The organism is Pseudomonas sp. (genome assembly GCF_026224925.1).
Taxonomy (GTDB): Bacteria; Pseudomonadota; Gammaproteobacteria; order Pseudomonadales; family Pseudomonadaceae; genus Aquipseudomonas.
In genome coordinates this window covers 1-11,369 of record NZ_JAMFRV010000534.1, presented here as the reverse complement: position 1 = coordinate 11,369, position 11,369 = coordinate 1, and the positions used below count along the sequence as shown (strand labels likewise).

Here is an 11,369-nt window from a genome sequence, read left to right as displayed (position 1 = left end):
GGTTTCCGCGCGATCTGGTTCAACCCAACGGGCAAACCGTGGGAAGCCGATAAGCACCCTGATGCGCAAATCCGCAGCCTGACTGAGTTGCCGGAGCTGTTGCGTCGCTGGGATTAGCTGCTGAGGCGCCGGCTTTAGTCGCAGACACGAAAAAGCCCGCAGCGACAGCGGGCTTTTTCTTAACAACAAAGGCAACCTGCGCCTAAATAGGCCGGCTACCGTACTTGTTGTCAGGCTTCTTCGGTGGATCGGCGACCACATTGGCCTCCACTTCCTGCACTTTGCCGCCTTTGGCCAAGAACTCGTCCATGGCACGAGCCAAAGCATCGCGCTCTTTGTTCTTGGCTTCTACGCTAGGCAGCTCATCTACCGAAACCGCAGCCTTGGCTTTGCCTTTAGGCGCAGCGGGGGCATCGGGGCTGTCGTCGACCTCAGGGCCGTCATCGTCAACGCCGCCGGCAGCGACAAGCTCTTCGCCACCCTCATCACCGTCTTCCAGATCGTCATCCAGATTGTTGTCGTCATCGTCGCTCATGTTCTACCTCATGACTTTCGAAAGCAGATTAGTTATAGCCCAGCTTTGCCAACTTTCGCTGGCGGCCAGAAAAAATTCAACAGCCGCTAATGATCAGCGACCATCCTCATCACCTTGTAGCGTGGCGAGGACTCTGCGAGCACCGCCTACATCACGATGCTCACCCAAATAAACACCTTGCCAGGTGCCCAACGCCAAGCGCCCTGCCGTAATCGGCAAACTCAATTGGCAGCCAAGCAGACTGGCCTTGAAGTGTGCAGGCAGATCATCGGGGCCTTCGTCGTCATGTTCGTATCCGTCCACTCCCTGAGGTACCAGACGGCTGAAAAAACGTTCGAAGTCACGACGCACAGCCGGATCGGCATTCTCGTTGATGGTCAACGAGGCCGAGGTGTGCTGCAACAACAAATGCAACAGACCGACTCGACACGTTCGCAGTTCAGGTAAACCTGCGAGTATTTCGTCAGTCACTAGATGAAACCCGCGAGGCTTTGCTCGCAAAGTAATCAACGTCTGCTGCCACATACAGTTCTCCACGCTTCGGCGCGCATTCTAACGCGCTGGTGAAAAAAGCAAAGCGCGTTATATGCCACAGTTGATGTAAGCCCTGACCGAGAACCAAAGAACTGTCGCGATCGTACCTACATCGACAAAACCCAGACAAAAAAATGCCCGGTCGCCCGGGCATTTTTTTTGATGCCTTACAAGTTGTAGCCACGTTCGTTGTGCAGCGCAAGGTCGAGGCCGACAGCTTCTTCTTCTTCAGTAACGCGCAGGCCCATGACCGCGTCGACTACTTTCAGAATAATGAAGGTCGCGATCGCCGTGTAGATGATCGTGAAGCCTACGCCTTTGCACTGGATCCAGACTTGAGCAGCGATGTCGGTCACAGTGCCGAAGCCGCCCATGGAAGGTGCTGCGAACACACCTGTCAGGATCGCGCCGAGGATACCGCCGATGCCGTGTACGCCGAAAGCGTCCAAGGAGTCGTCGTAGCCCAGTTTGCGTTTCAGGGTGGTGGCGCAGAAGAAGCAGACCACGCCAGCAGCCAAACCGATGATCAGCGCGCCCATTGGGCCCACAGTACCGGCAGCAGGGGTGATGGCAACCAGACCGGCAACCACACCCGAAGCGATGCCCAGGGCACTTGGCTTACCGTGAGTGATCCACTCGGCGAACATCCAGCCCAGCGCAGCAGCAGCGGTAGCGATTTGAGTAACGAGCATGGCCATACCGGCAGTGCCGTTGGCAGCAGCAGCGGAACCAGCGTTGAAGCCGAACCAGCCGACCCACAACATGGCAGCACCCATCAAGGTGTAACCCAGGTTATGCGGGGCCATCGGAGTAGCCGGGTAGCCTTTACGCTTGCCCAGTACCAGGCAGGCAACCAGACCAGCAACACCAGCGTTGATGTGAACCACGGTGCCGCCGGCGAAGTCGAGAACACCCCAGTCGCCCAACAGTGCGCCAGGACCGCTCCAGACCATGTGCGCAATCGGCGCATAGACGATGGTGAACCAGAGGGTCATGAAGACCAGCATTGAAGAGAACTTCATGCGATCAGCAAACGCACCGACGATCAACGCCGGGGTGATGATGGCGAAGGTCATCTGGTAGGTGACGAACACCGCCTCAGGGAACAGCGCGGTAGGGCCAGTGATGCTAGCTGGCGTGATACCGGCGAGGAACGCCTTGGCGAAGCTGCCGAAGAAGGAGTAGTAGTTAACGACGCCTGCTTCCATACCCGTGGTGTCGAACGCAACGCTGTAGCCATAAACGAACCACAGGATGGTGATCAGACCGGTGATGGCGAAGCACTGCATCATTATTGCAAGAATGTTTTTCGAACGAACCATACCGCCGTAGAACAGCGCCAGACCGGGGATGGTCATAAACAACACCAACGCCGTCGAGGTCAACATCCACGACGTATCGCCGGAGTTGAGCACTGGAGCTACGACGGGAACCGGGTCAGCCGCCAGGGCCAGACCAGGTATTAAAAGGGACAGCAGGGCTCCTAGCCCTGCGAATTGACGCAGAGTCATATTGTTTTACTCCTGGGGCGATGGGGGTTTGGCGGCTTAGATTGCGTCGGTATCGGTTTCGCCGGTACGGATGCGAATAGCCTGTTCCAGATTAACCACGAAAATCTTACCGTCACCAATTTTGCCGGTGTTGGCTGCTTTGGTTATCGCCTCGATAACCCTGTCCAGATCCTTGTCATCAATCGCAACGTCGATTTTTACTTTAGGTAGGAAGTCGACTACGTATTCCGCACCGCGATACAACTCGGTGTGACCCTTTTGTCGACCGAAACCTTTGACTTCAGTGACGGTGATGCCCTGCACGCCGATTTCGGACAGTGACTCGCGCACGTCGTCCAACTTGAACGGCTTAATGATTGCAGTGACTAGTTTCATGAAACTTTCTCCCGAATTGGTGGACTTGCCCCAGGAAAACAAACCCGGCTCAAGTCTAAGCGCAGTGCTTGGCTTTGTAACCCGTCGGTCGTCTCATACGTACCCGACTAACCCAAAAAAACTGCTTCTGACGAAACACTTCCCTGCTCCGCCTTCCGCACTGTATTCGTCACATCGACTGCGTCAGTGCAGGGGTCATATGCCACTAAGCAGAAAGCTTGCCATCTCGTGAAAATTCACTGATTACGGCGGTTTAATCGGAAACTGCTCGCGATTCAAACCACTATCCTCCCCAGCACGCACAACAACAGTGCGCGAGTGCCCGCCGCCATGCGCGAAAACCGTGCAGGTCTCATGGTCTGGATTGACTATAGACGCTGCGTGATACACTTCAGCGCATCTGCTTACGGAAACTTGATCATGCTCGCGCCCAAAGCCTTTCTCGACGCCCTGAGCGGCCACGCTTCACGCTTGTTCAACGGCGAAACACCCGTGCCACGCACCGAATTCGAAAGCCAGTTCAAAACGCTGCTGCAAAGCGGTTTCAGCAAACTTGATTTGGTCAGCCGCGAAGAATTCGACAGCCAGATGACCGTCCTCGCCCGAACCCGCTCTCGCCTAGAAGCGCTGGAAGCAAAAGTTGCTGAGATGGAAGCGCGCTTGGCTCCCCCTGCTGCTGAGTAATAAGCTCGGGTCTGTAGGAGCCAACTTGTTGGCGAAGGTCCTTCGGGCCTCATCGCAGCCTTCGGCAGCTCCTACAAAAACTGCATAGAGCCATTCATTCGCGAAGGCGTCAGACCTGATACCCGCAGTCAAATTCACACCCTGTAGCGATTCCCCACCCCAGCCTCTTCGCTAAATCCCGCAGGATGCGGTTATTCAGACATCAAGGAATGATCATGTCTCTGGCCATTGTTCTCAGCCGCGCCCAAGTAGGTGTGGAAGCACCTGCCGTTACCGTTGAATGTCATCTCGCCAACGGCCTGCCCGCGTTGACGCTGGTGGGGCTGCCTGAGGGCGCGGTCAGGGAAAGTAAGGACCGTGTGCGCAGCGCGATTCTGAATTCCGGTTTCCAATTTCCAGCGCGGCGGATCACGCTAAATCTCGCCCCGGCAGATTTACCCAAAGACGGTGGACGTTTTGACCTGGCCATCGCTTTGGGCCTGTTAGCCGCCAGTGCTCAATTACCGGCGTTTGCCTTGCAGGATGTGGAATGCCTGGGAGAATTGGCACTGTCTGGCGGAATTCGGCCGATTCAAGGCGTATTGCCTGCGGCGTTGGCCGCTCGCGCACAAGGGCATACGTTGATTGTGCCGGCAGCGAATGCTGAGGAGGCGTGTCTGGCGTCGGGATTGAGGGTTATCGCGGTCACTGATTTACGTCAGTTGGTGGCACACTTTAATGGTCAGACGCCGATTGCTCCCTACGTATCCAGCGGCTTACTGCATGTGAGTAAGCCGTATCCAGACCTCAGCGAGGTACAAGGCCAAACCGCAGCCAAACGTGCGCTATTGGTGGCGGCGGCCGGGGCCCATAACTTACTTTTTAGTGGACCGCCCGGTACGGGGAAAACCCTGCTGGCGAGTCGGCTGCCTGGGTTACTGCCACCGCTGGACGAGCACGAAGCGCTGGAAGTGGCGGCGATTCAGTCAGTGGCGAGTCAATCGCCGCTTACCAGTTGGCCGCTGCGGCCGTTTCGACAACCCCATCATTCGGCCTCTGGTGCGGCCTTGGTCGGTGGCGGCAGTCGACCGCAGCCGGGGGAAATCACCCTTGCTCACCATGGCGTGCTGTTTCTTGATGAGTTGCCTGAGTTCGACCGCAAAGTGCTTGAGGTGCTGCGCGAGCCCCTTGAGTCTGGCCACATCGTTATCGCACGCGCCCGTGATCGAGTGAGCTTTACCGCGCGCTTTCAGCTGGTCGCCGCAATGAACCCCTGCCCTTGCGGTTATCTGGGTGAGCCCAGTGGACGTTGTCGCTGTTCGACGGATCAGATTCTGCGCTATCGCAACAAACTGTCCGGCCCGCTGCTGGATCGCATTGATCTGCACCTGACCGTCGCCCGAGAAACCACCTCACTTAATCCCGGCACACAAACCGGTGACGACACCGCCAGCGCCGCCGGGCTCGTTGCTCAGGCTCGCCATCGACAACAAAAGCGCCAAGGCTGTGCCAACGCCTTCCTGGACATGCCAGGACTGCGCAAGCACTGTCCGTTGTCGACGGATGATGAAGCATGGCTGGAAACCGCCTGCGAGCGCCTGACCCTGTCACTCCGGGCCGCCCACCGCCTGCTGAAGGTAGCGCGAACCTTGGCCGACCTGGAGCAGGTCGATGCGATTGCCCGCCATCACTTGGCGGAGGCGCTGCAGTATCGGCCAGCGAGTAACTGAACGAGGCCCGAAACCTGTAGGAGCCCAACGTGTTGGCGATGAAACAAGCGATGCGATTTATCCGAAGCACCGCGCCGCCCGCTTCCCGAACAAGTTCGGTCCCACCGAGATCAAAACAATCCGCACGCTTGCAGGAGCTACCTAAGGCTGCGATCAATCACGCAGCAGTTGGCTTTCGAAGCCTTATCGCAGCCTTCGGCAGCTCCTACAGTTTGGTGACGTTCAGCGCGTCACCGAAACCGATTAACTTCCTTGCGCAACTCCGCTGCCAGTTCGTCCAGCTCTTTGGCGGTGATCGCCAAATGGGACACCACTTCCCGCTGCTCGCTGTTCGCCAAGGCGATGCTTTGCAGATTGCTGCTGAGCAAGGTCGCGGTGCTGCTTTGCTCTTGAGTGGCGGTGGTGATGGCGGCGAATTGTTGGCCCGCGGAGCGGCTTTGCTCGTCGATCTGGGCCAGTGCGGCAGCGACTTTGGCGTTGCGATTAAGACCTTCTTCCATCAGCGCGTTGCCCTGCTCCATGGTGCTGATGGCGTTACCGGTTTCCTGCTGAATGCTGGCGATCATGCCGGAAATCTCATCGGTGGCCTGACGGGTCCGTGAGGCGAGGTTGCGTACTTCATCGGCAACCACGGCAAACCCGCGACCCTGCTCGCCCGCACGCGCGGCCTCGATCGCCGCGTTAAGTGCCAACAAATTAGTCTGCTCGGCAATCGAGGTAATCACGCCGACAATGCTGCCGATTTCCTGTGAGCGCTGGCCCAAGGCGTCAATCACGGTGGCCGTGCCTTTCAACGACGCGGCGATCTGCTCAAGGGATGTCGACGCCTCATCCATGGAAGTCCGACCGATGCGCGTTTGCTGGGCGTTTTCCTGTGCAAGGCGCTCGGTATTGCTCATGTTGTCGGCGATGTTCAACGAAGTGGCGCTGAATTCCTCGACCGCGCCTGCCATGCTCGTGATCTCACCAGACTGTTGCGCCATACCTTCATAAGCCCCACCCGACAAACCGGACAACACCTGAGCGCGGCCACTGACTTCCTGAGCGGCGCTGCGAATATGCGAGACCATGTCCGATAATGCCTCGCCCATCTGGTTGAAGCTGCGGGCCAACTGGCCAATTTCGTCGTGGCTAGAGACATCCAGCCGCGCGCTCAAATCGCCAGCGCCCAAGGCTTCGGCCTGACGGACAAGGTCCGACAACGGCTGCAATTTACGGCGCAATAGCCAAATCGCGGCGCCGACGGCGATAAACATGGCCAGCAAACTACCGATGGCTAGTTGCGTACCGACGCTCCAGGTCACCGCATTGATTTCAGCTTCCGGCATGCTTGCGAACACCGTCCACGGACCACCGGCAAACGGCGCGGCCACGGTATAAAACTCTTGGGCGCTATTGGTCCAGAACTGGCCAACGCCGGGATGCTTGATGATGTCAGCCAAACTCAAGGTCGCCTGGCTCAAATCCATAACCCCGGCAGGGGCTACCAGCCAGCGATTCTGCTCATCAAGTAACGCCAACGAGCCTGTGTTGCCAATGCGGAAGTTCTTCAAGTTTTCGAACTGTGCGTTTTGCGCATCGGTGTAATCGAAACCGACAAACAATGCGGCGATAATCTTGCCGCTGCCATCACGCACCGGGCTGTACTGGGTCATGTAGTAGCGCTCGAACAGCAACGCTCGACCGACGTAGCCTTGGCCCGCCATCAAACGCTCATACGCCGGGCTCTTGTGGTCGAGCAAGGTGCCAATGGCCCGCGTGCCATCCTGCTTGCTCAGCGAAGTGCTGACGCGAATAAAGTCATCGCCGCTGCGGACAAAAATCGTGGCCACACCAGCCGTGATTTGTTTGAAGTTATCGACTTCGGCAAAGTCGTTGTTCAAGACGTGATCGCCCAGGGTCAAGCCGGGCGTTTGCACCCCGGCGACGGTCACCGGACTCTCTGCGTGAAGGGTCAACCCACCGGTAAAACGTTTTTCGAACAGTCCGCTCAGCCGAAGCGTGCTTTCGCGCAAGCTGCTGTGGAAGGTATTGAGCTGGTCAGCCAGTAGGCGAGCCTCGCTGGCCATATGTTCTTCACGAATTTGCAGGTTCGCCGTATCCAGTGAACGCAAGGCAAAAACGGTACTGCCGCTGATGACCACGGCCAAAATTACCGCCAGGGCGATGCCCAGCTGTGTGGCGATACGGGCGCGGGGTTCAGACATGAAAGCTCCTGGCTGGAATGCGACGGGTGTTTTAATCCCGGTCGGCGGGCCAGCAAAAATTCAATAAAAAAATCCTTTTGTACGCTCTTGAACGAAAGGCTCTGCATATACGGATTCGGCTGACGCGGACAATACTTGAGCCCTACATCAAACGACTCACAAATACGCTGAACACCTGCCGGAACCACGGCCCTCGTCTATTCAAGAATCTCAACCGCAGGCAAGTCCATTGCCTGCACCTCGCCCTGAAGAAAATCACTGAGTCTGCGCAAGCGCTCACCACCGGGGCGAGTCTTGGGCCATACCAAATAATAGTTTTCACCACTGACCACAGCGGTTCGCCACGGCAAACTCAAACGCCCTTGAGCCACGTCCTCAGCGACCATTAGCAGATCACCCATGGACACTCCATAGCCTCGGGCGGCGGCAATCATGCCCAGTTCCAGCGTGTCGAACAGTTGCCCACCCTTCAGTGAAATCTGGTCCAACAACCCCATGCGTTCAAGCCAACTGCGCCAATCGCGGCGATCCGGTGTTGGGTGCAACAATTCCGCGCTGGCCAAACGTGCAACGTCCCATGGCTGGTCTTCCAGCAATGTCGGCGCACCCACCGGAATCAGAAGCTCGGGAAACAGGTACGTCGCCTCCCAGTCCGGAGGAAAATTCCCACGGCTGAGCAACACGGCGCAGTCGAAAGGCTCTTGCGTGAAGTCGACGCTTTCGATATCCATCCAGGCACTGGTCAGCTGTACTTCATTGCCGACCTGCAGATGACGAAAGCGACTCAAACGCGCCAATAACCATCGCATCGTAAGCGTAGACGGTGCTTTCATGCGCAGCACGCCATCTTCTGCACGCAGCGTGCTGCAGGCCCGCTCCAATGCCGAAAACCCTTCGCGCACGCCAGGTAACAGCAGCCGCGCCGCCTCAGTCAATTGCAGGTTGCGACCGTTGCGCTGAAACAAACGACACGCAAAGTGTTCTTCGAGGGTACGGATATGGCGGCTGACCGCACTTTGGGTAATCGACAACTCTTCGGCAGCCCGGGTAAACGAGCTGTGCCGGGCAGCGGCTTCAAATGCGCGAAGTGCATAGAGAGCCGGGAGACTACGAGACATACAAGGCATTCCTGAAGCGACGTCTGGCCACTTTACCTGAAGTCGGTTCAGATGAGTTTTACTCATGCCAAGCATCTGATTTATCCCTTTGTGCCAAGGGTAATAAGCGTCGAGAATAAATGGCTCAGAAAACCCCTACAACCGAGCACCCCCATGCAAGCTGTCGCCACCAAAGCCCCTTGGATCATTGAGCTCAGGACCATCCTGCGTTTGGCGGGGCCGCTGATCGCATCGCAAATGGCGCACATGCTCATGGTCTTCACCGATACGGTGATGATGGGCCATCTGGGGCCCGATGCGTTGGCCGGCGGTGGGCTGGGTGTGGCCAGTTACAACTTGATTGCTTTCTTTTGCGTCGGCGTCATTGCTGCCGTTGGGACGCTTGTTGCGATTCGTCACGGCGCCGGCGATACCGTCGGCGTCGTCCGGCTGACCCAAAATGGTTTATGGCTGGCATGGGGCTTGGCGCTGATCGCGGCCACACTGTTGTGGAACCTTGAACCGATCTTGCTCCACCTCGGGCAGACCCCATCAAATGTGCACATAGCGGGTCAATTTTTGATCACCCTACCCTTCGCCCTGCCCGGCCTGTTGAGCTTCATGGTGCTGCGCGGCTTCACCAGTGCCTTGGGCCGTGCAGGACCCGTCATGATCATCAGTATCGGCGGTGTAGTGATGAACTTTGCCCTCAACTATGCGCTGATACATGGCCTGTTTGGCCTGCCGCACTTGGGGTTGATGGGCATCGGTTTGGTCACCGCGTTGGTGGCCAACGGCATGGCCTTGTTGCTGGCGCTGCATATTCGTCGGCATCCGGCTTACGCTGCGTACGCGATTCGCCAAGGCCTGACGCGTCCATCGCTCACCTACCTGAAAGAGCTGTGGCGCCTGGGGTTACCGATTGGCGGAACTTACGCGGTAGAAATTGGCCTGTTCACGTTCGCAGCGCTTTGCATGGGCGCCATGGGTCGCTCGCAAATGGCCGCGCACCAGATCGCTCTGCAATCGGTGTCGATGGCGTTCATGATTCCAGTCGGGATCTCCTACGCGATGACCATGCGCATCGGGTCGCATTACGGCGCGGGCGATCTTCAGCAAGCCCGATTGGCCGGACGCGTCGGCATTGCGTTCGGGTCGCTGATGATGCTGGCTTTTGGGCTGCTGTTCTGGCTGGCGCCCTACTTTGTAGCCGGCCTGTTTCTAGACGCGACCAACCCGGCCAACCATGACGTGATCGAACTCACGGTGAAGCTGTTGGCTATCGCAGCATGGTTTGAGTTGTTCGACGGCGCGCAGACGTTGGCCATGGGCGCGATCCGCGGTTTCAAAGACGCCAAGACCACGTTCATGATCGGCCTTGCCTGCTATTGGCTGGTCGGCGCACCGGCGGCCTGGACCTTCGGCTTTTATGCCAACGGCGGCGCCACTGGGGTGTGGTGGGGTTTGGCACTGGGCCTGGCGTGCGCGGCAACGGCGCTGATCGTAGCCTTCGAACGCAAGACCTCGCGCCTGTTGCGGCAGGCACCAGAGCGTGAAGCGGTGTTGGCGTGATTGATGGTGTGTGCATTACGCCTTGTGGGAGCGAATTCATTCGGGAAGCAACCGACGCGGTTTGTCTGAAAGACCGCGTTGTTGCCTTCCCGAATGAATTCGGTCCCACGGAGTCGTGCCTTCCCGGCTTTAAACAGCCTGCACTTGCCCGACATTTTCGCGCTGACCAAAGGTCAAGTACTCGAGTAGCTCGTCCAGTGGCAATGGTTTGCTGATCAGGTAACCCTGAACCTGGTCACAGCCGAAGCTGCGAAGCAACGCCAGTTGCTCTGGCGTCTCGACCCCTTCGGCCACGACTTCGAGGCTGAGGTTGTGCGCCAAATTGATCATGGCGTGAACCAACTTGCGGTTCTCTTCGCGCATTTCCATGCCACCCACGAAGCTCTTGTCGATCTTGAGCAAGGCGATTGGCAGGCTGTTGAGGTGCACAAATGAGGAGAAGCCCGTACCGAAATCATCCAGCGAAAACCTGACGCCCAGACGACCCAAGGCATCCATGGTCTGCTTGACCAGATCACTGCGGCGCATCACCGCCGTTTCTGTCAGTTCGAACTCCAGCCAGCGTGCATCGACCCCGCGTTCGGTGATCAAACGACTCAACGTCGACAGTAACTGGCTGTCCTGGAACTGGCGGAACGACAGGTTGACGGCCATGTGCAGGGGCGCAAGCCCGCGTTCACGCAAATCCTGCATGTCACGCAGTGCACGGGAAATAACCCAGTAACCCAGAGGTACGATCAAACCGCTTTGCTCGGCCAATGGCACGAATTCGCTAGGTGGCAACAAGCCGCGCTCGGCGTGGCGCCAGCGGACCAATGCTTCCAGGCCAACAATCCGGCCATCACCCAACGACAAGCGTGGCTGGTAGTGCAGCTCCAGTTCGTCACGACGCAATGCCCGTCGCAGTTCTGTTTCCAGATCGGCCAGGCTGCGCGCGTTGCGATTGATACGCTCGTTGAAGATATGAAAGGTGCAGCCCTGAGTACTTTTGGCCTGCTGCATGGCGATGTGGGCGTGCCACATCAACGGATCGGCGCCAGCCTGAGCGCGCGCATGGGCGATGCCAAGGCTACAGCCTATCAGCATCCTTTCTCCATCGACCCACTCCGGCTCGGCCATGGCTTCGCTACTACGCTCGGCCAGCC

At 57.9% G+C, this 11,369-nt stretch carries 10 protein-coding genes and 1 pseudogene; 4 read left to right on the top strand and 7 right to left on the bottom strand.

Features of this window, described 5'->3' with window-relative positions; all coding sequences use genetic code 11:
• Window positions 1-117 (top strand): annotated as a pseudogene (locus tag M0974_RS22560) (HAD family hydrolase); the annotation flags it as partial.
• Between the two features lie 85 nt (window positions 118-202).
• Here the strand turns inward: M0974_RS22560 and M0974_RS22555 are convergent.
• The 4 genes from M0974_RS22555 to glnK form a co-directional block, all read right to left on the bottom strand.
• Window positions 203-535, bottom strand: a complete 333-nt coding sequence (locus M0974_RS22555; protein ID WP_297842005.1) for a hypothetical protein — start codon at window positions 533-535, stop codon at window positions 203-205.
• 93 nt (window positions 536-628) lie between these two features.
• Window positions 629-1,060 carry a secondary thiamine-phosphate synthase enzyme YjbQ gene (locus M0974_RS22550; protein ID WP_297842002.1) on the bottom strand — a complete coding sequence of 144 codons (432 nt, stop codon included), beginning with the start codon at window positions 1,058-1,060 and terminating at the stop codon, window positions 629-631.
• A 176-nt stretch (window positions 1,061-1,236) separates the two neighbouring features.
• Entirely contained in the window at window positions 1,237-2,580 is a 1,344-nt protein-coding gene (locus M0974_RS22545) for an ammonium transporter (RefSeq protein WP_297841999.1), read from the bottom strand.
• A gap of 36 nt (window positions 2,581-2,616) precedes the next feature.
• A complete protein-coding gene (glnK, locus tag M0974_RS22540) occupies window positions 2,617-2,955 on the bottom strand; it encodes a P-II family nitrogen regulator (protein ID WP_002555808.1) in 339 nt (112 codons plus the stop codon).
• Between the two features lie 420 nt (window positions 2,956-3,375).
• Between glnK and M0974_RS22535 the strand changes: the two genes are divergently transcribed.
• Complete coding sequence (locus M0974_RS22535) at window positions 3,376-3,639, top strand: accessory factor UbiK family protein (protein WP_297841992.1); 264 nt, start codon at window positions 3,376-3,378, stop codon at window positions 3,637-3,639.
• Window positions 3,640-3,854: 215 nt separating this feature from the next.
• Window positions 3,855-5,348 (top strand): YifB family Mg chelatase-like AAA ATPase, encoded by a 1,494-nt coding sequence (locus M0974_RS22530; protein WP_297841989.1) that lies wholly within the window; start codon window positions 3,855-3,857, stop codon window positions 5,346-5,348.
• 230 nt (window positions 5,349-5,578) lie between these two features.
• On the opposite strand, the gene M0974_RS22525 is transcribed toward M0974_RS22530, so the two are convergent.
• Window positions 5,579-7,555, bottom strand: a complete 1,977-nt coding sequence (locus tag M0974_RS22525; RefSeq protein WP_297841987.1) for a methyl-accepting chemotaxis protein — start codon at window positions 7,553-7,555, stop codon at window positions 5,579-5,581.
• A 197-nt stretch (window positions 7,556-7,752) separates the two neighbouring features.
• Window positions 7,753-8,673, bottom strand: a complete 921-nt coding sequence (locus M0974_RS22520; RefSeq protein ID WP_297841982.1) for a LysR substrate-binding domain-containing protein — start codon at window positions 8,671-8,673, stop codon at window positions 7,753-7,755.
• Window positions 8,674-8,826: 153 nt separating this feature from the next.
• Between M0974_RS22520 and M0974_RS22515 the strand changes: the two genes are divergently transcribed.
• A complete protein-coding gene (locus M0974_RS22515) occupies window positions 8,827-10,224 on the top strand; it encodes a NorM family multidrug efflux MATE transporter (RefSeq protein WP_297841978.1) in 1,398 nt (465 codons plus the stop codon).
• Window positions 10,225-10,353: 129 nt separating this feature from the next.
• Here M0974_RS22515 and M0974_RS22510 read toward each other — a convergent pair.
• Window positions 10,354-11,369 (bottom strand): bifunctional diguanylate cyclase/phosphodiesterase (locus M0974_RS22510; protein ID WP_297841975.1); only part of this gene is annotated, 1,016 nt, incomplete at its 5' end.

What these genes read in the sequence shown, in the direction of transcription:
- M0974_RS22555 (WP_297842005.1), bottom strand. Translation starts at nt 535, where the DNA reads ATGAGCGACGATGACGACAACAATCTGGATGACGATCTGGAAGACGGT.
- M0974_RS22550 (WP_297842002.1), bottom strand. Translation starts at nt 1,060, where the DNA reads ATGTGGCAGCAGACGTTGATTACTTTGCGAGCAAAGCCTCGCGGGTTT.
- M0974_RS22545 (WP_297841999.1), bottom strand. Translation starts at nt 2,580, where the DNA reads ATGACTCTGCGTCAATTCGCAGGGCTAGGAGCCCTGCTGTCCCTTTTA.
- glnK (WP_002555808.1), bottom strand. Translation starts at nt 2,955, where the DNA reads ATGAAACTAGTCACTGCAATCATTAAGCCGTTCAAGTTGGACGACGTG.
- M0974_RS22535 (WP_297841992.1), top strand. Translation starts at nt 3,376, where the DNA reads ATGCTCGCGCCCAAAGCCTTTCTCGACGCCCTGAGCGGCCACGCTTCA.
- M0974_RS22530 (WP_297841989.1), top strand. Translation starts at nt 3,855, where the DNA reads ATGTCTCTGGCCATTGTTCTCAGCCGCGCCCAAGTAGGTGTGGAAGCA.
- M0974_RS22525 (WP_297841987.1), bottom strand. Translation starts at nt 7,555, where the DNA reads ATGTCTGAACCCCGCGCCCGTATCGCCACACAGCTGGGCATCGCCCTG.
- M0974_RS22520 (WP_297841982.1), bottom strand. Translation starts at nt 8,673, where the DNA reads ATGTCTCGTAGTCTCCCGGCTCTCTATGCACTTCGCGCATTTGAAGCC.
- M0974_RS22515 (WP_297841978.1), top strand. Translation starts at nt 8,827, where the DNA reads ATGCAAGCTGTCGCCACCAAAGCCCCTTGGATCATTGAGCTCAGGACC.